Source organism: Seohaeicola zhoushanensis, from assembly GCF_014656415.1.
In the GTDB taxonomy this organism is placed as follows: Bacteria; Pseudomonadota; Alphaproteobacteria; order Rhodobacterales; family Rhodobacteraceae; genus Seohaeicola_A; species Seohaeicola_A zhoushanensis.
Genome location: NZ_BNCJ01000009.1, coordinates 53,953 through 75,852 on the forward strand (window position 1 = coordinate 53,953; position 21,900 = coordinate 75,852).

The 21,900-nt window shown below is 69.2% G+C and carries 19 protein-coding genes and 1 tRNA gene; 14 read left to right on the forward strand and 6 right to left on the reverse strand.

Annotated features, from left to right (window positions below; all coding sequences use genetic code 11):
* The first annotated feature begins 8 nt into the window (after nt 1-8).
* The gene (locus IE266_RS15355; RefSeq protein ID WP_189680988.1) at nt 9-1,079 is read left to right on the forward strand and encodes a branched-chain amino acid ABC transporter permease; all 1,071 of its coding nucleotides are present in this window, start codon (nt 9-11) and stop codon (nt 1,077-1,079) included.
* Nucleotides 1,076-1,924: an alpha/beta fold hydrolase gene (locus IE266_RS15360; protein ID WP_189680989.1), complete on the forward strand. Its 849-nt coding sequence runs from the start codon at nt 1,076-1,078 to the stop codon at nt 1,922-1,924. The genes IE266_RS15355 and IE266_RS15360 overlap by 4 nt, the downstream gene beginning before the upstream one ends.
* 4 nt (nt 1,925-1,928) lie before the next feature.
* On the opposite strand, the gene IE266_RS15365 is transcribed toward IE266_RS15360, so the two are convergent.
* Nucleotides 1,929-2,996, reverse strand: coding sequence for a methylglyoxal synthase (locus IE266_RS15365; RefSeq protein WP_189680990.1), 1,068 nt, complete (start codon nt 2,994-2,996; stop codon nt 1,929-1,931).
* 126 nt (nt 2,997-3,122) lie between these two features.
* Here IE266_RS15365 and IE266_RS15370 point away from each other — a divergent pair, with 126 nt between their 5' ends.
* A complete protein-coding gene (locus tag IE266_RS15370) occupies nt 3,123-3,821 on the forward strand; it encodes a ribonuclease activity regulator RraA (RefSeq protein ID WP_189680991.1) in 699 nt (232 codons plus the stop codon).
* A gap of 1 nt (nt 3,822) precedes the next feature.
* Here IE266_RS15370 and IE266_RS15375 read toward each other — a convergent pair whose 3' ends face one another.
* Both IE266_RS15375 and IE266_RS15380 read right to left on the reverse strand, forming a co-directional pair.
* Nucleotides 3,823-4,620 carry a PfkB family carbohydrate kinase gene (locus tag IE266_RS15375; protein ID WP_189680992.1) on the reverse strand — a complete coding sequence of 266 codons (798 nt, stop codon included), beginning with the start codon at nt 4,618-4,620 and terminating at the stop codon, nt 3,823-3,825.
* Nucleotides 4,621-5,096: 476 nt separating this feature from the next.
* Nucleotides 5,097-5,951, reverse strand: a complete 855-nt coding sequence (locus IE266_RS15380; protein ID WP_189680993.1) for a LysR family transcriptional regulator — start codon at nt 5,949-5,951, stop codon at nt 5,097-5,099.
* Nucleotides 5,952-6,050: 99 nt separating this feature from the next.
* On the opposite strand from IE266_RS15380, the gene IE266_RS15385 reads away from it, so the two are divergent.
* The 9 genes from IE266_RS15385 to IE266_RS15425 all read left to right on the forward strand — a co-directional run bounded on the left by IE266_RS15385 (nt 6,051) and on the right by IE266_RS15425 (nt 18,746).
* Nucleotides 6,051-7,613, forward strand: coding sequence for a proton-conducting transporter transmembrane domain-containing protein (locus IE266_RS15385; RefSeq protein ID WP_189680994.1), 1,563 nt, complete (start codon nt 6,051-6,053; stop codon nt 7,611-7,613).
* Nucleotides 7,610-9,976, forward strand: coding sequence for a YbcC family protein (locus tag IE266_RS15390; RefSeq protein ID WP_189680995.1), 2,367 nt, complete (start codon nt 7,610-7,612; stop codon nt 9,974-9,976). The genes IE266_RS15385 and IE266_RS15390 overlap by 4 nt, the downstream gene beginning before the upstream one ends.
* A gap of 245 nt (nt 9,977-10,221) precedes the next feature.
* A complete protein-coding gene (locus tag IE266_RS15395) occupies nt 10,222-12,420 on the forward strand; it encodes a NosR/NirI family protein (protein ID WP_189680996.1) in 2,199 nt (732 codons plus the stop codon).
* A gap of 22 nt (nt 12,421-12,442) precedes the next feature.
* Nucleotides 12,443-14,356 carry a TAT-dependent nitrous-oxide reductase gene (gene nosZ, locus IE266_RS15400; protein WP_189680997.1) on the forward strand — a complete coding sequence of 638 codons (1,914 nt, stop codon included), beginning with the start codon at nt 12,443-12,445 and terminating at the stop codon, nt 14,354-14,356.
* 11 nt (nt 14,357-14,367) lie between these two features.
* Complete coding sequence (locus IE266_RS15405) at nt 14,368-15,618, forward strand: nitrous oxide reductase family maturation protein NosD (RefSeq protein WP_189680998.1); 1,251 nt, start codon at nt 14,368-14,370, stop codon at nt 15,616-15,618.
* A 2-nt stretch (nt 15,619-15,620) separates the two neighbouring features.
* Nucleotides 15,621-16,508 (forward strand): ABC transporter ATP-binding protein, encoded by an 888-nt coding sequence (locus IE266_RS15410; RefSeq protein ID WP_189681106.1) that lies wholly within the window; start codon nt 15,621-15,623, stop codon nt 16,506-16,508.
* Nucleotides 16,505-17,338, forward strand: a complete 834-nt coding sequence (locus tag IE266_RS15415) for an ABC transporter permease (RefSeq protein WP_189680999.1) — start codon at nt 16,505-16,507, stop codon at nt 17,336-17,338. Before IE266_RS15410 ends, IE266_RS15415 begins: the two co-directional genes overlap by 4 nt.
* On the forward strand, nt 17,335-17,859 hold the full coding sequence (locus IE266_RS15420) for a nitrous oxide reductase accessory protein NosL (protein WP_189681000.1): 525 nt from the start codon (nt 17,335-17,337) through the stop codon (nt 17,857-17,859). Before IE266_RS15415 ends, IE266_RS15420 begins: the two co-directional genes overlap by 4 nt.
* Nucleotides 17,856-18,746, forward strand: a complete 891-nt coding sequence (locus IE266_RS15425; protein WP_189681001.1) for an FAD:protein FMN transferase — start codon at nt 17,856-17,858, stop codon at nt 18,744-18,746. The genes IE266_RS15420 and IE266_RS15425 overlap by 4 nt, the downstream gene beginning before the upstream one ends.
* A gap of 54 nt (nt 18,747-18,800) precedes the next feature.
* On the opposite strand, the gene IE266_RS15430 is transcribed toward IE266_RS15425, so the two are convergent.
* The gene (locus IE266_RS15430; protein WP_189681002.1) at nt 18,801-19,241 is read right to left on the reverse strand and encodes a pseudoazurin; all 441 of its coding nucleotides are present in this window, start codon (nt 19,239-19,241) and stop codon (nt 18,801-18,803) included.
* Between the two features lie 95 nt (nt 19,242-19,336).
* Complete coding sequence (locus IE266_RS15435) at nt 19,337-20,533, reverse strand: NnrS family protein (protein ID WP_189681003.1); 1,197 nt, start codon at nt 20,531-20,533, stop codon at nt 19,337-19,339.
* Nucleotides 20,534-20,634: 101 nt separating this feature from the next.
* On the opposite strand from IE266_RS15435, the gene IE266_RS15440 reads away from it, so the two are divergent.
* On the forward strand, nt 20,635-21,327 hold the full coding sequence (locus IE266_RS15440) for a Crp/Fnr family transcriptional regulator (RefSeq protein ID WP_189681004.1): 693 nt from the start codon (nt 20,635-20,637) through the stop codon (nt 21,325-21,327).
* Here the strand turns inward: IE266_RS15440 and IE266_RS15445 are convergent.
* On the reverse strand, nt 21,311-21,541 hold the full coding sequence (locus tag IE266_RS15445) for a hypothetical protein (protein WP_189681005.1): 231 nt from the start codon (nt 21,539-21,541) through the stop codon (nt 21,311-21,313). The genes IE266_RS15440 and IE266_RS15445 overlap by 17 nt on opposite strands.
* Before the next feature lie 249 nt (nt 21,542-21,790).
* Here IE266_RS15445 and IE266_RS15450 point away from each other — a divergent pair.
* Nucleotides 21,791-21,864, forward strand: a tRNA-Gly gene (locus IE266_RS15450).
* The last annotated feature ends 36 nt before the right edge of the window (nt 21,865-21,900 follow it).

Below are 21,900 nucleotides of genomic sequence, written 5' to 3' on the forward strand. Positions count from 1 at the left end.
AGCGGGCGATGAAGAAGGGCACCCTTACCGTCAAGGCCGCCGCGCTGGTGATCTGGGCCTTGCTGCTGTTCGCGCCGTTCCTGTTCCAGGACGTGCGCCAGATCGAGGTGGCGGCGCGTATCGCGGTCTTCATCGTGCTGGTGGCGAGCTATGACCTGCTGATCGGCTATACCGGGATCGTGTCGTTTGCCCATACGATGTTCTTTGGCGTCGGCGCCTATGGCGTGGCGATTGCGTTGAAGCACATGGGCGCGGGCTGGGGGCCGGTGTTGCTGGGCACCGCCGGGGGCGTCGTGGTGACGGCGCTGCTGGCGGTGGCGATCGGGCTGTTGTCGCTGCGCGTCAAGGCGATCTTCTTCGCGATGATTACCCTCGCGGCGGCGAGCGTGGTGCTGGTGCTGGCCTCGCAGCTCTCGGGGATCACCGGGGGCGAGGACGGGATGACCTACAAGGTGCCCGAGCTGTTCAAGCCGGCGACCAAGCTGTTCACCGACGAGGCCGGCAAGGTGGTGCGCCTCTGGGGCGTGCAGATGAACGGCAAGCTCGCGGCCTATTACTTTGTCTTCGTGATCGCGGCGGTGCTGTTCTGGGCGATGCTGCGCATCGTCGGTTCGCCCCTGGGAACCGTGCTGAAGGCGATCCGCGAGAACGAGGGGCGGGCCGAGGGCATCGGCTATCGCGTCGTGGCCTATCGCACCGCGGTCTTCGTGATCGCGGCGGTGACGGCGGCGCTGGCGGGGTCGGCCTATGCGCTCTGGCTGAAATACACCGGGCCGGAGACGGTGCTGAGTTTCGGGATCATGATCGACATCCTGCTGATGGTGGTGATCGGCGGCATGGGCACGATGTGGGGCGCGGTGATCGGAGCGACGGCGCTGGTGATGGCGCAATACTACCTGCGCGACCTGATGGAGGTGGCGGCGGGTGCGACGGCGGAGCTGCCGTTGCTGCCGGAGCTGCTGAACCCGGAGCGCTGGCTGCTGTGGCTCGGGATCATCTTCATTCTGCTGGTCTATTTCTTCCCGGCGGGGATCGCCGGCACGATCATCGACAAGGGCGACAGGAAGGCAGGGGCATGAGCGGAGCGCGGAGCGTCTACCTGCCCCTGCTGGGCCATGAGATGCATGTCACCGAATGGGGCGATCCGGCGGGCGAGGCTGTGGTGCTCTGGCACGGGCTGGCGCGGACCGGGCGGGATTTCGACGAGCTCGCCGTGCGGCTGGCGGGGCGGTATTTCGTACTTTGCCCCGATACCATCGGGCGCGGGCTGTCGACCTGGTCGGACAATCCGGAGGTGGAATACGACCCGGCCTTCTATGCGCGGATGGCGCTGGAAATGCTCGACCGTTACGGGATCGAACGGGCACACTGGCTTGGCACCTCGATGGGCGGGCTGATCGGGATGCATGTGGCGGCGAAGGCGCCGGAGCGGTTGCGCACGCTGGTCATCAACGACATCGGTCCCGAGGTGCCGGCGGCGGCGGTGGAGCGGATCGTGACCTATGCCGCCGACCTGCCGGTCTTCGAGCGGGTGAGCGAGGCCGAGGACTGGCTGCGGCGGGTCTATTTGCCCTTCGGGCCGGCGCCGGACGGCTTCTGGCGGCGGATGGCCGAGAGTTCGGTGCGGCGGAAGGGCGACGGGCAGCTGACGCTGCATTACGACGCGCGGGTGATCGACATGATCGCGCGGCGGCCCGAGACGCTGGAGGCATGGGACCTGTGGGACGCAATCGCCACGCCCTGCCACGTATTTCGCGGGGCGCGCAGCGATCTTCTGACCGAGGATGTGCTGGCGCGAATGGTTGCACGCGGGCCGCGGCCCGAGGTCTCGGTCTTCCCTGAATGCGGCCATGCGCCGGCGCTGGCCTCGACCGAGGACGCGGCGCTGGTGGCGGGGCTCTTCGTGAGCCTCGGGCGGGACTGAGGCTTCAGCCGCCGAGCAGGCTGGCCGCGACCATGTCGGCGGCGGAGGGGCCGAGCGCGAGCGGGGTGTCGTGCAGCACTGCGAGGCGGGTCAGCGCCTGCAGGTCGGCGTCGCCGCCGTGGGGCAGGGTCGGGTCGGCGAAGAAGATCACCGCATCGAGATCGCCGGTGGCGATGAGCGCGCCGAGTTGCTGGTCGCCGCCGCGCGCGCCGCGCTGAAGGCGGCGGACCGAGAGGGCGGGGGCGGCCTCGGCGATCATCCGGCCGGTGCCGCCGGTGCAGACGAGGCGGTGGCCTTCGAGCGCCCTTGCGTGACGCAGCACCCAGGCGCGCAGTTGCGCCTTGCGGGTGTCATGCGCGGCGAGCGCCAGGCGGCGGGGCGCGGTGGATTGCGCTCGGGCGCGTTCGGTGATCGCCAGGATGGCGCGGGCCTGGGCGGCGAAGCCTTCGCCTTCGGCCGGGAAGGCGCCGGCCAGGGCTGCGGTGCCGACGGTGAAACCGGTGGCCCCGGCGCGGGCGGCGGCCTCGACCCGCGCGGCGCTGTCGATGCTGCCGGCCATGATGACCGGCTTGGCCACCGCGCCGCAGACCTCGGTCATCAGTGCGGGAACGTCGCCGTCGAAGCGGTAGGCCAGCAGGTCGAGCCCGTGGACCCATTCGAGATCGGCGAGGCGGCGGGCGCTTTCGGTGATCTCGCTTGCCGGGCCTTCCAGCACGCTCGGGTGGCCGGTGATGCGGCCGGGGAAGGGGTAGTAGCGCAGCGGGTGGTCGCGGGTCAGGGTCGCGACCTCCTCGGCGCGGGTGCCGCCGAGCAGGCAGTCGACGTCGAGGTCGATGGCGGCGCGGGCCGAGGCGAGTTCGCTTTCGGCATCGAGGCTGACCACTTCGAGGTAGGAGCGTCCGCCCGCGGCGCGGATGGCTTCGGCGAGGCCCTTCAGCTCGGAAAACCGCAGGCCGACGTCCTTGAAGCCGATATGGCGCACGCCGCCTTCGAGCGCCTCGTCCAGCCGCGCGCGGGCGTCGGGAATGGTGCGGTCGTTCGAGGTGAGCATGAGGATGAAGTCGAAGGCCATGGCAGGGTCCTCTGGCGGGATGCGGGGCGGCGGCATTTGCACCATAGCGCAGATTCGCCTCGTGCGAAGGCGCGGAGGGCGGCATATGGTGCGGGCGAAATCCGACACGCGACAAGGAGCCATGACGTGCCGCTCGACGCCAAGACAATCGAAACGCTGAAGGCGGTGTCCACCGCCACCCTGACCACGGTCCTGCTGAAGAAGGGGCTGCGCAATGTCTGGATCCGCGGCACCCGGCCGCTGAAGCCGGGCCAGCCGCGCATTGTCGGACCGGCCTTCACGCTGCGCTTCGTGCCCGCGCGCGAGGATCTGGCGACCCCGGCAAGCTGGGGCTCGCCGATCTCGACCCGCGCGGCGATCGAGGCGATGCCCGAGGGCGTGGTCTGCGTGATCGACGCGATGGGGGTGAGCGACGCCGGCGTGTTCGGCGACATCCTCTGCGCCCGGATGGTCAAGCGCGGTGCCGCCGCGATGATCACCGACGGGGTGGTGCGGGATGCGGCGGGGGTGCTGGGCACCGGGCTGCCGGTCTGGTGCAACGGCGTGGCGGCGCCGCCCTCGGTGGCCGGGCTGACCTTTGTCGGCTGGCAGGAGACCATCGCCTGCGGTGGCGTGGCGGTGATCCCCGGTGACGTGATCGTGGTGGATGACGATGGCGCGGTGCTGATCCCGCAGGGGCTGCTCGACGATGTGGTCGCCGAGGCGGAGGAGCAGGAGCGCATGGAGGCCTGGATCATGGAACAGGTCGACGCGGGCGTGCCGCTGCCGGGGCTCTACCCGATGAACGCCGAGACCAAGGCGCGCTACGAGGCCTCGAAGGGCTGAGTCAGGCGCTCTTGGGGAGCGGTGCGGCGCGGCTCCAGCGGGCCGCGCTTTCGGCGATGCGCAGGTGCGGCGCGCCGAAGCTGGCGGTGATCAGCACATCGAGATGGCCAAGCGCCTGGCCGGTCGGGATGCCGGCGGCGACCAGCGCGGCGAAGACGTCGCCGACGCCGTTCGGCACGCCCCGGCGGAGGGGCGCGGACCAGAGGCCCTCGTCGCCCTGGGCCACGCGGAAGACGCCGATGCGGTCGGGGCCGGCGGGGGCGGAGGTGAGCAGCACTTCGCGGCAGGTGCCGGCGAGGGTGCGCGCGGCGGTGGCGGCGGCCTCGGGGGTGTCGGTCGGCAGGCCGGTGAGCCAGCCGAGTTCGAAGGCATTGGGGGTCAGCGTGTCGGCCTGCGGGGCGAGCCGGTCGCGCAGGTCGTCTGCGACGGCGCCGGGCAGGTAGAGGCCCTTGGGGTGGTCGCCGAGCACCGGGTCGACGATGACCCGCGGGCGGCCGTGCCGGCGCAGGCGGGCGATCAGGTGGCAGGCCAGGGCGACATGTTCGGGGGTGGGCAGGTAGCCGGTCAGCAGGGCGTCCTGGCTGGCGAGCCAGCCGTTGGCGTCGAGCGCGTCGATCATGCCGGCAAGTTGGTCGGTGGCCACGGGGCGGCCGGAGGTCTGGGCGAAACCGGGATGGTTGGAGAGCAGCACGGTGGGCAGCTGGGTGACCTCGTGGCCGAGGATCTGCAGCACAGGCGCGCCGGCGGAGAGGCCGACATGGCCGCGCGCGACCCAGCTCGACAGCATCAGTATGCGCAAGTCCGTCCCCCTTGGCGCCGCTTTTGGCCCTCGCCGGCGGCCGCGATGCAGGATCGCCGGCGGTCACCGTTTACGTAGGGGCAGAGTATTGGGCCTCTCTACATATTCCAATAATCTTATTCCAGATATCTTGTGGGTTTAGCCTGTCGCGGTCGCAGGTGTCGTTGTGGCAGCAGGGTTTAGCGATTGCATCGAGAGAGCGGGCGTGGCTTGCAGGCCATTGAGGGGGGATCCCGGCGCGGGCTGGTGGTCCATGGGTCAAGGCGAGGCGAACGCCTCCTGTGGCTGGCGCAGGACATCAGTTCCCGAACGCGGGATCCCCGCCTTGATGCGGCATCCACTGGGGGGAGATTTCACGTCAAAGGGCGCAGTCGGGCGGGTACTCGGGACGTCACGGTGTTGCGACTGGCCGGGTCGCAGGGCGACGTCCTGCCGGTGCTTTCCGGCAAGGTGTTCCATTCTTCGCCTGTTGGCGGCTAGCCGATCAGCCGTTCGAGCAGCGGATGGGGAAAGCTGCGCGGGGCCGTGACGGCGTAGAAGCTTTCGACGATGTCGAGCGGGAATCGCGCGGTGACGAGGAGGCCCTGGGCGAGTTCATCGGCCAGCACGACGGCGGGGGTGATGGCCAGCCCGACATCGTCGCGCGCAAGGAGGCGGACCATTGCCATGTCGTCCACTGTTGCCGCGATCCTCGGGGTCACGCCCAGACGCGCGACGAGGCTGTCGAAGCCGGTGCGGATCGAGCTTTCGGTCGGCAGGATCACGGGTTCGCGGGCAAGGAGATCGTGAAGGGTCTCATGGGCCAGCCGCCTTGCCGTGCCGTGCAGGGCAACCGGCTGCTCGGCGATGCGGTGCGACACCAGTGAGGGGAAGGTGTCGCGCGGGGGGGGATCGGTGAGCAGAACCACGTCCAGCGCAAGATCCTCGAGCGCGCGCAGCAGTGTCTGGCTGTTGCCCGAGGAAAGCACCAGTTCGGCCTTTGCTTCGAGGGCGGGCCGCAGGAAGCGAAGCTGGAAGTTGCGGGACAGCGTGGACAGCGCGCCGACGCGCAGCGGGGCCGAGGCTGCGCCGCTGCCGGAGAGCGTGGCGACGAGGTCGTCTCCGACGTCGAAGATCCGCTCGGCGTGATCGAGCGCGATGCGGCCTGCCTCGGTCAGGACCATCGAGCGGCCGGTGCGTTCGAACAGGAGGTGGCCAAGCCGCTCTTCCAACTGGCGGATCTGCGTCGAGAGCGCGGATTGCGACAGGTTCAGCCGCCCGGCGGCGCGGGTCAGGTTCCCCTCGCGGGCGACCTCCTGGAAATACCTGAGATGATGATAGTTCAGCCGCATGGAGTTCTATTTTATAGAACGCTGAGTTCCAAACAATGTATTTTTATTCAAGTTAAGGGCCCTCTAGATCGACCGGAGTTTCAGTCTCGGAGGTCTCGGATGAGTTTCCTGCTTCTGCTCGCCCCGCTCGCGCTGGCCGCATCGGCGCTGCTGGCGGTCTATCTCAACCCCCCTGCACGGGCACATTGGCGGCTGCGTCTGCCGGAAGTCGCGGCGCTTGTCGCGCTTGCGGTCGGGGTGTGCGCTGCCTTTGATCTTGCCGTTTCGGGACCGTCCTCCAGCCGGCTGTTCGGGGTTGGCCCGGTCGGTCTGTCGGCCCGGATCGACGTTGTCAGCGTCGCGATGACCCTGACCGTCGCTTTCGTCGGCTGGGTGGTCCTGCGCTTCTCGCGCGTCGCGCTCGACGGGGAGGCACGGCAGGCGGCGTTCATGGCCTGGATGGCCGCGACCATCGCCTGCGTTCTCCTGCTGGTCGGGGCGGGCAACCTGGTGCAGCTGGCCCTTGGCTGGGTCGCAACCGGCGTCACCCTGCATCGCCTGCTGCTGCATTACCCGGAACGGCCGCGGGCGCGCCGGGCGGCGCGGAAGAAGGCCGTAAGTGGCATCGTCGCGAGCGGGGCGCTTCTGGTTGCGGGTGGTGTCCTGCTCGGGGGGGTCGGCAGTTCGGACATCGCGACGATCAATGCCGCGGCGCGGATGGGCGAAGGGCCGGAGCTGCTCTGGCTGGCGGCGCTGCTCCTCGGGGTGGCGGCGGTCTTCAAGTCCGCGCTCATTCCGACGCACGGGTGGCTCACCGAAGTGATGGAGGCGCCGACGCCGGTTTCCGCCCTGCTTCATGCCGGGGTGGTGAATGCGGGCGGTTTCCTCCTGATCCGCTTTGCCGACGTGTTTGTCGCCGCGCCGGGTGTGCTTGCGGTGCTGGCCCTGGTCGGCGGGTTCAGCGCCTTGCTGGGCGCGGCCGTGGCGCTGACGCAGCCGGCGGTCAAGACGGCCCTTGCCTGGTCGACCTGCGCGCAGATGGGCTTCATGGTGCTGCAATGCGGGCTTGCGCTGTTCCCGCTGGCGCTGCTGCATATCGTGGCGCATTCGCTGTACAAGGCACATGCCTTCCTCGCCTCGGGAGGGGCGGTCAGGGAGGTGGCTTCGATCCGCCGCCCCGGTGCCGTCGCGGTGCCGGACCTGGGGGCTGTCGCCCGCGCCTTCGGCCTTGCGATCACGCTCTACCTGGTTGTCGGGCTCGGCTTCGGGATCTTGTCAAAGCCGCCGCAGGCGGTTGCGCTGGGCGCGATCCTGATCTTCGGCGTGGTCTACCTGATTGCGCAGGGGCTTGCCGATCTCGCCCCGCGCGCGCTGGCCTGGCGGACGATCGCGCTCTCGGTTTTTGCGACGGTTGCCTACTTCGCCTTTCAGCAGGGGGCGACATGGATCGCGGCGGGCAGGCTGCCGCCGCCGCCGGTGCCGGACGGGCTGATCTGGGCGACGATTGTCCTGGCCCTCGCGAGCTTTGCCGTGGCGGCGGTGGCCCAGACGACCTTTCCGCTCTGGGCCGGGCATCCCGCCGCGGCGGGGCTGCGGGTTCACCTGATGAACGGTTTCTATCTCAACGCGGTCTCGGAGCGGCTTGCCGGCCGCTGGACCCCCAAAAGCGGAGCAATCGAATGACTGCGCATATGACCTGGCCCGGCCACATCCTCGCGCTGTTCGCGGCGGCCGAGGAGGCCATGCGGCAGATACCGCCGGCCTTCCCGCTCGATGCGACTGTCGCGGTCAATCCCTGGCTTGGCCAGGTCGGCGAGGAGCGGGCCGTTGCGGCCAGCCGGATGGCGCGTGTCGGTGCGGGCGGCATGTTCCTGCCGCGCGCGACCGTGGCGGCGATGATCACGGCGCGCGAGGTTCGGTCGGAGGACCTTCTCGCTGCCGCGGAAGCACGGGGCATCGACCCGGTGCGCCTGGCCCGCGCGGCCTACGAGGAGCGGCCGGTTGCAGAACCGCTGCCGACACTCGCCGATCTTGCGGGGCGGGATGACGGGGTGGATTGGGTGGCCCTTGTCGAGGAGCGGATCGGTCACTGGGCGGCGGCGCATTTCGACCGTGGCCAGGCGTTCTGGCCTGCGCCGGAGGGCGGTGCCTGGCAATCGTGGCAGGCCTATGCCAGCCGCGACCTGACACCGGGCATAGCTGGCCTCGCCGGGTTCGCGGCGCGCGTGGCGGCGATGCCCAGGGACGCGCGGGCCGCTTTCGCGGAGGCCTGCGACAGGCTCGGTCTGTTCTCGGAGGCGGCGCCGCTCTACTTTCACCGCCTGCTCGTGACCCTCTCGGGCTGGGGACAATACGCGCGCCATTTCGGCTGGCTGGCCGAGCGGGACGGGGGCCGGGACGACACGCTGTTCGAGCTGCTGACTCTGCGCCTTGCCTGGGAGGTTGCCTTGCTGGAGGCGGGTGGCGCGGCGCGGGCCGAAGCATGGGAGCGGTTGAAAGCCGATTACACGGCGCCGACCGCGGTCGGGCCGGAGATGGTGATGGACGCGGCGCTGCAGGAGGCGGTCGACCGCAGCGGGGAGCGGCGGCTTGCCGAGGTGCTGGCCGGAGAGGCGGGGCCGGATGAGGTGGGCCGCCCGGCGATTCAGGCGGCGTTCTGCATCGACGTTCGGTCCGAACGCCTGCGCCGCGCGCTCGAAACCGCCGATCCGACGATCCGCACGATCGGTTTCGCGGGGTTCTTTGGGCTGCCGCTTCGCCACCGGGGCTTTGCCTCGGACAGCGTGGAGGCGCGCGCGCCGGTTCTGCTGGCGCCCGCCATCGAGACCTTCGCGGGGGGCGATGCCGAGGCCGACAGGGGCGAGCGTGTCCGGCTGCGGGCGGTCCGGGCCTGGGGGCGTTTCAAGCGGGCGGCGGTCTCGGCCTTTGCTTTTGTCGAGGCGGCGGGGCCGTTCTATGTCGGCAAGCTTGTCCGGGACGGTCTTGGCGTGGCGGCGGCTGCCTCGCAGGATCCGGCGCCGGAACTGGACCTGCCGATTAGCGACCGGGTCGCAGCGGCGGAGAAGATCCTGCGGGCGATGTCGCTGACAGAGGGGTTCGCCCCGCTGGTCCTGATCTGCGGGCATGGCGCGCGGGTGACCAACGCGCCCCATGCCAGTGCTTTGCAGTGCGGTGCTTGCGGCGGCTTTGCGGGGGATGTCAACGCGCGGCTTCTGGCGAGGCTGTTGAATGACCGGGCGGTTCGCAGCGGGCTGGAGGCGAGGGGGTTCGCGATACCCGATGACACGCATTTCGTCGCCGGGCTGCATGATACGGTCTCGGATGAGGTCCAGTTGTTCGAGGAGAGGCTGCCCGCGAGCCACCGGGCGCAGGCCGAACGGCTTCGCGCCGCGCTTGGGATGGCGGGCGTGCTGAGCCGGACCGAGCGGGCGCGGGCGCTGCCGCGTGGAGCGGCCGGGAAACTGGGCTTGCGGGGGCGGGACTGGTCGGAGATCCGGCCCGAATGGGGGCTTGCCGGATGCCGGGGGTTCATCGCCGCGCCGCGTGCCCGGACGGCTGGCCGGGATCTGGGCGGGCAGGTGTTCCTGCATGATTACGAATGGCGCCGGGACGAGGGGGCCGCGACGCTCGAACTGATCCTGAGCGCCCCGGTGGTGGTGGCGAGCTGGATTGCGTTGCAATACCACGGCTCGACCGTCGCGGCCGAGATCTTTGGCGCGGGCAACAAGCTGCTGCACAACGTGGTTGGCGGGATCGGCGTGCTGGAGGGCAACGGGGGGCCGCTGCGGGCCGGGCTGCCGTGGCAGTCGGTGCACGACGGGGATGCGCCGCGGCACGTGCCGACGCGGCTGGTCGTTGCCGTCGAGGCGCCGGTCGAGATGATCGAGGCCGTCTTGGACCGCCAGCCCGGCGTTCGGGCGCTTTTCGACAACGGCTGGCTGGCGCTCGTGGCGATGGAGGGTACCGGCGGGTTCGGTCGCCGGTATGAAAAGGGCAGTTGGGCCGTCTGTTGCGCGGATGAGGAGGCCATCTCTGCGGCTGCGTGACGGCGTCGGGGCGCTGACAAGGAAACGGAGGCCGGGAGCGCTTGGGTTCCCGGCCTCGACCCGTTTTGCGGCTGTTAGGCGCGCCGGCGATCGAGGCTTTGTATTCCTGTGCCTGTGGCGGACATGCCCCGTGGCGTTCGCGACGGCTTCGGCATTCCGCATCCGCGAAGTTGTTTGCGCCAGAGCAAACTTGGCCCGCCGGACCCCTGCTAATCCCCGAGGAGAACAACACGGGGAACGGGCAGATGCGGGTCGGAATTGCGAGAGCGGCGCTGGGACGGATCGGGGCGCATCTGATCGCCGCGATGGCCTGCCTGGCGCTGCTTGCCGGCAGCGGCGCGGCGGAGAGCCTGTTGCCGAAGTTCCTGGGCGAGGCCGATCCGGCGGAACTGGCCGCTGGCGCCGATGCCTTCGGCCCGGTCCGCGCCGATGCCGCGGTCGCGCCGGTGCTGAAGGCGGGCGAGACCGTGGCCTGGGCCTTCCTGACGTCGGACTGGGTGCCGACCACCGGTTATTCCGGCAAGCCGATCCACGTTCTGGCCGCCGTTTCGCCCGAGGCGGTGCTGACCGGGGTGAAGCTGGTCAAGCATTCCGAGCCGATCGTGCTGGTCGGCATCCCCGAGGCCCGCATCCGCGAGGTGACAGAAGGCTATAGCGGCCTCGACCTCGCCAAGGCGCAGGCGCATCACGATGCCGAGGATATCGACATCGTTTCGGGCGCGACGGTCACGATCATGGTGATCGACGATTCCATCCTGCGCGCCGGGATCAAGGTGGCCCAGGCGCTGGGCCTGGGCGGGTTCACCGCCGCCGCCCCCACCGGGCCGACCCGTGAGATCGACCCTGCGGCCGGCGAGGTCACGGACTGGCAGACGCTGGCCGGGAACGGGGCGCTGCGCCGCTTCGTGCTCGATGTGGATACGGTCAACGCGGATTTCGCGGCGCTCGGTGACAAGCGCACCGCGAAGGCGGCGGAACCGGCGCCTGGCGACGACCACTATGTCGACCTCTGGGCGGCGCTGGTCAGCCAGCCAGCCATCGGCCGCAGCCTGCTGGGCGAGGCCGCCTTCGCCAACCTGCAGAAGCGCCTGAAGCAGGGTGACGAGGCCATCCTCCTGGCCGGCTCGGGGCGCTGGTCGTTCAAGGGGTCGGGCTATGTGCGCGGCGGCATCTTCGACCGCATCCAGGTGATCCAGGGCGAGATTTCGCACCGCTTCCGCGACCGCGAGCACAGCCGCGTGGTGACGCTCGCCGCGGAGGGTGCGCCGGAGTTCGCCGAGAAGGACATCTTCATCATCCCGGCAGCCGCCGGTTTCGACCCCGCCGCGCCCTGGCGGTTGCAGATGCTGGTTCAGCGCGCGGTCGGCCCGATCGAGAAGGTCTTCCGCACCTACGAGCTGGCCTATGACATCCCGTCGCTCTACACCCGCGCGCTGGCCGCGGCGCCGCAGCCCGAGACGCGCGCAGAGGTGCAGGAGGGTGGCCGCGACGCCCTGTGGCTGCGGATCTGGGAGACCAAGCGGGTGCAGGTCATCACGCTGGCCGTGGCGCTGGCGCTGCTTTCGGGGATCTTCTTCTTCCAGCAGTTCGCCACCCGCAATGCCCGCACCTTTGCCGTGCTGCGCAACCTCTACCTGGTGTTCACGCTGGTCTTCCTTGGCTGGTACGCCAACGCCCAGCTTTCGGTGGTGAACGTGCTGGCGGTCTTCTCGGCGATGTTCAGCGAGTTCCGCTGGGACACCTTCCTGATGGACCCGCTGATCTTCCTGCTCTGGTTCGCCACCGCCGCCGCCATCCTGTTCTGGGCGCGCGGGGCCTATTGCGGCTGGCTCTGCCCCTTCGGCGCTTTGCAGGAGCTGTCGAACAAGCTGGCCAGGCTGGCGCGGGTGCCGCAGGTCAAGCTGCCCTGGGGCCTGCACGAGCGGCTCTGGGCGGTGAAATACATCCTCTTCCTCGGCCTCTTCGGCATGTCGCTCTACTCGCTGGACCTGGCCGAGCATTACGCCGAGGTCGAGCCCTTCAAGACCGCGATCATCCTCAAGTTCGCGCGGCCGCTGCCCTATGTCCTCTTCGCGCTGGCGATGCTGCTGCCGGGGCTGTTCATCGAACGGTTCTACTGCCGCTATGTCTGCCCGCTTGGCGGCGGGCTGGCGATCCCGGCGCGGCTGCACATGTTCCGCTGGCTCAAGCGGTACCGCGAGTGCGGCAACCCCTGCCAGCGTTGCGCGCAGGACTGCCCGGTCGAGGCGATCCATCCGACCGGCGAGATCAACCCCAACGAATGCATCTCCTGCCTGAACTGCCAGGTGCTCTACCAGGACCACGCCCGCTGCCCGGTCGTGATCGCGAAGGACAAGCGCCGGGCGAAGGACGCCCAATCGGCCGCCGCGCTGGCGGCCGCCACGGCCCGCGATCTCGGCGGGCACCCCAATGCACGACACTGAACCCCTGAAAGGAGTGACTGACATGACCGATACGTCTGACAAGGCACAGGGACTGACCCGGCGCGGGCTGTTCCAGGGAACCGCGGGCGCGGCGCTGGCCGCCGGCGCCATCGGCGCGGGAGCCTTCGCGGGCCTGGGCGCCAGCCCGGCCCGTGCCGCCGGCAAGGCCGAGGTCGGCCCCGGCGAGCTCGACGAATATTATGGCTTCTGGTCCTCGGGCCAGTCGGGCGAGTTGCGCATCCTCGGCATCCCCTCGATGCGCGAGCTGATGCGGGTGCCGGTGTTCAACCGCTGCTCGGCCACCGGATGGGGCCAGACCAACGAGAGCCTGAAAATCCTGACCGAGGGGCTGCTGCCCGAGACCAAGGCTTATCTCGCCACGCAGGGCAAGGTGACCTACGACAACGGCGACCTGCACCACCCGCACATGTCCTTCACCGAGGGCACCTATGACGGGCGCTACCTGTTCATGAACGACAAGGCCAACACCCGCGTGGCCCGTGTCCGCTGCGACGTGATGAAATGCGACAAGATCATCGAGATCCCCAACGCGCATGACATCCACGGGATGCGGCCGCAGAAATATCCGCGCACCGGCTATATCTTCGCCAACTCGGAACACGAGGCACCGCTGGTCAACGACGGCAAGGTGCTCGACGATCCGAGCCAGTATGTCAACATCTTCACCGCCATCGACGGCGATGCGATGGAAGTGGCCTGGCAGGTGATCGTCTCGGGCAACCTCGACAACGTCGACTGCGACTACCAGGGCAACTACGCCTTCTCCTCGTCCTACAACTCGGAGATGGGGATGGACCTGGCCGGGATGACGGCCAACGAGATGGATCACTGCGTGATCTTCGACATCAAGGCCATCGAGGCCGGGATCGCCGCCGGCGACTTCCAGGAACTGAACGGCGTCAAGGTGGTTGACGGGCGCAAGGACAGCGGCAAGCCCTATACCCGCTACGTGCCGATCCCGAACTCGCCGCACGGTGTCAACACGGCGCCTGACAGGAAGCACGTCGTCATCAACGGCAAGCTCTCGCCCACCGTCTCGGTGATCGACGTGACCAGGATCCCGCCGCTGTTCTCCGAGAACGCCGACCCGCGTTCCTGCATCGTGGCCGAGCCGGAACTGGGCCTTGGCCCGCTCCACACCGCCTATGACGCCGAGGGCAACGCCTTTACCACGCTGTTCCTCGACAGCCAGGTGGTGAAGTGGAACATCGACAAGGCGATCCGCAAGTATGCGGGCGAGGATGTCGATCCGATCATCTCGAAGGTCGATGTCGCCTATCAGCCGGGGCACAACTCCACCTCGATGGGCGAAACCGCCGAGGCGGATGGCAAGTGGCTGATCTCGATGAACAAGTTCTCGAAGGACCGGTTCCTCAACGTCGGCCCGCTGAAGCCCGAGAACGAGCAGCTGATCGACATTTCGGGCGACGAGATGAAGGTGGTGCATGACGGCCCGACCTTCGCCGAGCCGCATGACTCGATCATCGTGCACGCCTCCAAGGTGAACCCGGCGACGGTCTGGAACCGCGACGACCCGATGTGGGATGCGGCGCGCAAGCAGGCCGAGGCCGATGGTGTCGATCTCGACTATGCCGGCGACGTGATCCGGGATGGCAACAAGGTGCGGGTCTACATGCATTCGGTCGCACCGGCCTTCAGCCTCGACAAGTTCGAGGTGATGCAGGGCGACGAGGTGACGATCTATGTCACCAACATGGACGAGATCGAGGACCTGACCCACGGCTTCTGCCTGTCCAACCACGGCATCGCCATGGAGATCGGGCCGCAGGCGACCGCCTCGGTCACCTTCGTCGCCGACCGGCCGGGCGTGCACTGGTACTACTGCCAGTGGTTCTGCCACGCGCTCCACATGGAGATGCGCGGACGGATGCTGGTCAAGCCGCGCGCAGCCTGAGGGAGGGCGAGATGCGTTTCCCGGTTCTGCTCGGCGCGTTCCTGCTTTTGGCCGGCGGTCTCGCCGCCGCCGAGCGCGGCGTGCCGGCGGAGCCGGGGGCGCTGGCGCGCGCCCTCGCCGGGGCTAGCCCCGGCGATGTGCTCCTGCTGGCTCCGGGTGACCACCCGGGGCCGGTCATAATCGACAAGCCGCTGGTGCTGACGGGGCAGGGCGCAAGGGTCGTCGGCCACGGCGTAGGCACCGTGATCCGCATCGAGGCCGACGACGTGCGCATCGAGCGCCTGGAGATCACCGGATCGGGCCGGCGCCTGGACGAGCTCGACAGCGGCATCGCCATCGGCAAGGGCCGCAGGCGGGCCGAGGTCATCGGCAACCGGATCGTCGGCAACCTGATCGGCGTCGACGTGCAGGGCGGCCTCGACGCCACCGTGCGCGGCAATACGATCATCGGCCGCGACGACCTGCGCCGCCCCGAGATGGGGCCCGGCATCTATGTCTGGAACGCGCCCGGCCTGCTGGTCGAGGGGAACGACATCAGCCGTGGCCGCGACGGGGTATTCATCACCACCTCGAGCCATGCCACCTATCGCGGCAACCGCTTTGCCGACCTGCGGTTTGCCTTCCACTCGATGTATGCCAACGACATCGAGGTTGCCGGCAACATCTCGCGTGGCAACCACATGGGCTTTGCCTTCATGTATTCCAACGACGTGCGCGCCTCGGGCAACCTGTCGGAGGGCGACACCACGCACGGCTTCTTCATGAACTTCGTCAACCGCGCGGCTCTCGATCACAACGAGGTGCGCGAGGGCGGCGAGAAGTGTCTCTTCGTCTACAATTCCAACCGCAACACCATCCGTTTTAACCGCCTCTCGGGCTGCGAGATCGGCATCCACTTTACCGGCGGCTCAATGGACAACGTGGTCTCGGACAATGCGGTCGAGGACAACCGCACCCAGGTCAAGTATGTCGGGGCGCGGTGGCTGGAATGGTCCGAGAAAGGGCGCGGCAACTACTGGTCGGACCATGTCGCCTTTGACATCGACGGCGACGGCCGGGCCGACAGCCCCTATCGCCCGAACGACGCCATCGACCAGGTGATGTGGACCCAGCCCATGGCCAAGCTGCTGATGGGCGCGCCCGCGATGCAGCTGGTGCGCTGGTCGCAGTCGCGCTTTCCCGGCCTGCTGCCGGGCGGTGTCACCGACAGCGCGCCGCTGCTCACTCCGGCGGGCGCAGGACTTGCAGGAGTATCGCAATGACCATGCTTGACGTGCGCGACCTGACCGTGCGTTTCGGCGGTTTCACCGCCCTCGACGGCCTGTCGCTTTCGGTGGCGCCGGGCGAGACGCTCGCCTTGCTCGGCCACAACGGGGCGGGCAAGTCGACTTTCTTCCGCTCGGTGCTCGGCTTCCTGAAGCCAGCGGCGGGCCAGCTGAGCATCGGCGGCCACCTTCCCGGCAGCGCCGCTGCGCGCGGGTTGGTCAGCTATCTGCCCGAGAATGTCGTCTTTCATCGCGCCCTCACCGGCCTCGAAGTCCTGAGCTTCTTCGCGCGGCTGCGCGGCGAGCCGGTGTCGGTGGTGATGCCGCTGCTGGAGAAAGTCGGCGTGGCCCATGCCGCCCGCCGCCCGGTCGGCACCTGGTCGAAGGGGATGCGCCAGAGGCTCGGGCTGGCGCAGGCGCTGATCGGTGCGCCGGGCCTGCTGCTGCTGGACGAGCCGACCTCGGGCCTCGACCCGGTCTCGCGCCGCGACTTCTATGCGCTGATCGCCGAGGTGGCGGGGCGGGGCGCGGCGGTGGTGCTGTCGTCGCACGGGCTGGAGGAGGTCGAGAACCGCACCGACCGTGTCGCGATCCTCTCGGCCGGGCGGCTGGTCGCACAGGGGCCGCTGGCGGCGCTGGCCGAGGCCGCCGCGCTGCGGGCGCAGATCCGCGTCACCGCCCGTGCCGGGCAGGCCGATGCACTGCAGACACGCTTTGGCGGCACCCGTTTCAACGGCACGGCGCTGGAGCTGTCCTGCGACATGAAGCTGAAGTTCGACCTGGTCCGGCGGATCGCGGCCGATGAAGGCGTGGCGGACATCGAGGTTCGCCTGCCCAGCCTGAACGACGTCTATCGCTTCTATTCCGACAACGGAGGCCGGTCATGACCCCGCTTCTTCGCATCGCCGCCGTCACCGGCCAGGAGTTCCGCATCGCCCGGCGCAACCGCTGGGCAGTGCTGGCAACCGTGCTGATGACGGTCTTTGCCCTTGCCCTGGCGCTGTTTGCCATCGGGCAGGTCGGGCAGACCCGCACCGATACGCTGACCCTGACCGCCGCGAGCCTCGCCACGCTGGCGGTCTACCTGATCCCGCTGCTGGCGCTGCTGATCTCCTACGACGCGCTGGCGGGAGAGATCGACCGCGGCACCCTGGCCCTGGCACTGGCGACGCCGCTGGGGCGGGCCGAGTTGTTCCTCGGCAAGCTGGTGGCGCAGTGCCTGGTGGTGGGTCTTGCGATCCTGACCGCCTTCGCCGCCTCGGTGCTGCTGGTGGCGGCGACGACCGGTGTGACGGGGCCGGGCCTGCTCGCCTGGCTGCGCCTTGGGCTCACCAGCCTCGCGCTCGGCGCGGTCTTTGCCGCGCTTGGACTGCTGATCTCGGTCGGCGCGCGGCGCACCGGCACCGCGGCGGCGCTGGCGGTGGGGGTCTGGCTGGTCTTCGTGGTGCTCTATGACGTCGCCTTGCTGGGCGCGGTGATCGCCGCGGGTGACAGCGGCTTCACCACCGACATCTTCCCCTGGCTGGTGCTGGCAAACCCGGCCGATGCCTTCCGCCTCTACAACCTGGTCCAGCTCGACGGTGCGCCGGTTGCCGGCATCGACGGGCTGGCCCGGACCCTGCCTGTTCCGCCCGCCGCCGCGCTGGTGCCGCTGGCCCTCTGGGCCGTTGCGGCGCTGGCCGGCGGGCTGGCCCTGATCCGGAGACTCGTGCCATGAAGCCGCTGCTGATCCTCACCCTTGCCCTCGGGCTCGTCGCCTGCCGCGAGGACGCCGACGAGCTGCCCGGCCCGCTGGCGATGACCGACGAGGCGCTGGGCCATTACTGCCAGATGTATCTCGCCGACCACCCCGGCCCGAAGGCGCAGGTCTTCGTCGAAGGCTATGCCCAGCCGTTCTGGTTCAGCCAGGTCGGCGATGCCGCCGCCTTCCGCGCCGACCGCGAGAAGCCGGCGGCGATCGTCGTGACATATGTCTCGGACATGGGCCGCGCCGAAAGCTGGGGCGAACCCGGTATCGACAACTGGATCGCCGCCGACACCGCGCATTTTGTCATCGGAAGCCGCGTCAGTGGCGGCATGGGGCTGCCCGAGGCGGTGCCCTTCGCCTCCGAGGCTGCCGCGCAGGGCTGGGCGGCCGAGAACGGCGGCCGCGTGGTCGCCTGGGCCGAGGTGCCCGATGACCTCATCCGCAGCGGCGCCCTTTCCGCCAACCTGCCTCACCAGGGACATTCGAAATGAGTACGCTGACCCGTCGCCGCCTGCTGACCATCTCTGCCGCCGCGCTGGCCCTGCCGGGCCGTGCCGCCCTGGCCGCCGAGGCCCGCTGGCAGGGGCAGGCACTGGGCGCCCATGCCAGCCTGCACATCCGCCATCTGAGCCAGGCCGAGGGCGCGCCGCTGCTCGCCGAGGTCGAGGCCGAGCTTGCCCGGCTTGAAGCGATCTTCTCGCTTTACCGGTCTGACAGCGCGCTGGTGCGGCTGAACCGCCGGGGCCGGCTCGACTTGCCGCCGCCCGAGCTGCTGGAGGTGCTGACGCTGGCGCGGACGGCCCATGCGATGACCGGCGGCCTGTTCGACCCGAGCGTCCAGCCGCTGTTCGCGGCCTATGCCGAGGCGGGGGCCGCCGGGCGGCCCTGCTCGGGTGCGGCGCTGGAGCGGGCCTGTGGCCTCACCGGCTTCGGCCGTGTCGCCTTCGACGCCGAGGCCATCCGGCTGGAGCCGGGCATGGCGCTGACCCTGAACGGCATCGCGCAGGGTTTCATCACCGACCGCATCGCCGGGCTGCTGCGCGCGCGGGGGCTGGGAGAGGTGCTGGTGGACATGGGCGAGATCGCGGTCCTTGGCACTGGCTGGCGGGTCGGCATCGCTGGCACCGCGCGGCGCGTGACGCTCGACAATCACGCGATTGCCACTTCGGTGGCCCTTGGCACGGTGCTCGATGCCAAGGGGCGGATCGGCCATATCTTCCAACCCGGTTCCGGCTGGGCCGAACCGGCGCGGGCGCAGGCCAGCGTCATCGCCGATAGTGCCGCCCTGGCCGATGCCCTCTCGACCGCCGCCGTGCTGATGCCGGAGGCCGCCCTGCGTGCGCTGGAGGGGGACGACATCCGGGTGCTCACCGTCTGAAACGGCAAAGGCCGGGCAATGCCCGGCCTCGCCATGTCGCGGTGACGTTGGGCGTCACTCGCCCTCGGTCTGCTCGAACAGGGCCTCGAACTTTGCCTTGGCCTTCGAGGGCACCTTCGCCTCCTTCGCCGCCTCCAGGTTCGCGGGCTCGCCAGCGGCGATCAGAGCGACCATGCCCATGCCGAAATGCGGCTTGCAGCGGATGCCCCAGACGCCTGCGGTGGTGATCTCGACCGTGACCTCCTCGTTCATCTTGCCGACAACCATCCCGGCGCCCTCGGGCACCATTCCCTTGATCGTCTCGGCATTGTGTCCCTTGTCGGTGGGAACGAAGCGGACGGTGTCGCCGACCTCGGCCTTGATGAAATCCGGTTCGAAGACCATTGCGCCGGCGGCGCCCTTGTTCAGCATCTTCACCTCGATCTCGGCCGCGTTTGCGGCCTGTGCGAGAAGCCCGGCCAGCATGGCGGCCATCAGGGGAAGTCTGCGTTGCATCGTATTTCCTTTCTTGTCTGCGCGTTGTCGTGACACCTGGGGGCATAGACCGGCCGGGCCGGATGGACTTTGCGTAAGCACAAACTGCGGGAGGATCAGGCCGGGGCGGCTGTCGGCCGCCGCCGGTCGGAATTGGGTGTCACCAGCCAGGGGGCCAGCCGCAGCGCGACCGCCGCGAAGCCCAGGGTCCAGAGCAGCGCGGCCAAGGCGACACCGTCGAGGCCGAGGACGGCCTGCCCGGCCATGAAGGCGCGCACCGGTGCGGCGGCGAGGATCAGCACGAAACCGACGGTCAGTATGGCTCCGGCCTCCAGCGGGCGGCCGGTGTGGCCCTTGCTGGCGCGGATCATCACGGCGACCGTCATGCCGCCAATGGCGCCGATGCCCAGCAGGTGGGTGCCGGTGGCGGCTGGCGTCAGGCCAAAGGCACCCGCCGCGGTGGCGAGCAGCCCCAGCGGCAGGAACAGGTAGGCCAGGTGCAGCATCGCCAGGAGCGGCGAGCGCCAGCTTGCCGCGCCGCGCCAGCGGGCGAGGCGCAGCAGGTGCAGCAGGCCCGCCAGGGCCAGAAGAGCGCCCGTCGGGGCATATGCCGGCGCGACGGTCCAGGCCGCCAGCGCCAGCGCGCCGGCCACCAGGCAGGCAGCGTCGAAGCGCGAGAAGGGCGCGGGCAGCGAGGGGCTGCCCTGCCGCACCAGCCAGTTGCGGGTGAAGCTCGGCACGATCCGCCCGCCGATCAGCATGATGAGGAAGAGGACCGCCGTCAGGCCGAGCCGGCGTCCGATATCGCTGGTGCCTTCGATCATCGTCTCGGCGTGAAAGGTCACGTTGGCCGCGAGCAGGAGCAAGACCGGCACCATGACCTTGAGATTGCGCCAGTTCCTGCCGGCGACGATCTCGACCAGGATCATCAGGGCGATGGCGGCGAGAAAGGCGGCATCGACGGCCATGACGGCAAGCGGCGGCAGCGGCGGCAGGCCCGCGACCGCAAGGCGACCTGCCAGCCAGAGCAGCGCCAGCAGCATCAGCGGCCAGCCGCGGATCGGCATCCGCCCGGTCCAGTTCGGCACCGCCGTGAAGAGGAACCCGGCGATCACCGCGCCGGCATAGCCGAAGATCATCTCGTGCACGTGCCAGTCCAGGGGCGGGAAGGGGCCGCCCAGGTTCACGTCGCCGCGCCAGACCGCGAACCAGAGCGGTACCACGGCGATGGCGAAGAGGGTGGCGGCGAGGAAGAAGGTTCGGAAGCCGTGGCTGAGCAGCGGCGGGCAGGGGGCGGTGGCGCGGGTCGGCATGGTCGTTCCTTGCTGCATGTATCGTGGGTTTCGTACTTCCGGAGCTTGCGGTATTGATGGGGCCGGAACGTTGTCCCGCCGCAAACTGAGGGCCCGCGCAATTGGCCAAGCTCGATGAAAGCCTTTTGGCCGGCCTGCCGCCCTTCAGCCGGTTGTCGCGGCCGCAGATCCGCGAGATCCTGGACCTCGCGATGCCGCGCCGGTTCGAGGAGGGCACCACGGTGTTCCACGACGGCGATCCGGCGGAACGCTTCTTCCTTCTGCTCGACGGGATCATCCGGGTGGTGCGCACCACGCCCGACGGCGCGCAGGTCATCCCGCTGCATATCCCGGCGGGGCAGCTCTTCGGCATCGCCCCGGCCTTCGGGCGCGACACCTATCCGGCCACCGCCGTCGCTGCGGCCGAGATTGTCGCCCTGTCCTGGCCGAGCCACTGCTGGGGAGGTTTCGTGAGCCGATATGACGGTTTCGCCACCGAGACCTGGAAGACGATAGGCGAGCGCATGGGCGAGTTGCACGCGCGCATCGCCGATCTTGCCACCAAGGCGGTCGAGCAGCGGGTCGCCTCGGCGCTGCTGCACCTCGCCAACCAGTCGGGCACACGGGTCGGCAATGCCATCGAGATCGGCTTTCCGATCACCCGCGCGGAAGTGGCCGAGATGACCGGCACCACGTTGCACACGGTCAGCCGCCTGCTGTCGGCCTGGGAGAAGGACGGCATCGTCAGCTCGGCCCGCAAGCAGATCACGGTGACCGAACCGCACCGGCTGTTCCTGCTCAGCGGCGCGTCCTAGGGTCGCGTTCCTCCAGCAGTCTCCGCAATTCGCCGCGGAAGGCGGTTTCGTCGAGGTGATACTCGGCGCAGAGGTCGATGATGGTGTGATAGGGCGCGATGGGGCACATCGGGCAGTGGGTCTGGTGGTCGAGGAAGACGCGGACCATCCAGGGCCAGCGACGGAATATCTCGGCCAGGGTCAGATCCAGATCGTCGATGTCCATCTCGGCCATGGCATTTCCCGCATCATCCGGGGCCATTGTCGCAGATTGGCGCGGCCGGAGTTTGTGCGCGGTCAAACTGCGTGGCCGAGGAGCGGGATTTCAGCCCCTGTTGCGTTCAGGGCCTGGAGCGGAAGACGGCTTGAGCGACGCATGGCCGGTCGGGCCCGGGCTCTGCGTCTGCCCGGATCGTGCAATGCCGGGAATGGTCGCGCCATACTTGACGCCGCCGGATCGGTGACATAGGTGAATAGGCGCCGAGCGGGCGTTGTGTAATGGTAAGACCTTAGCCTTCCAAGCTAAAGACGCGGGTTCGATTCCCGCCGCCCGCTCCAGAACCTCACCAGAGACAGCTCGGTTGTGGCCTGAGG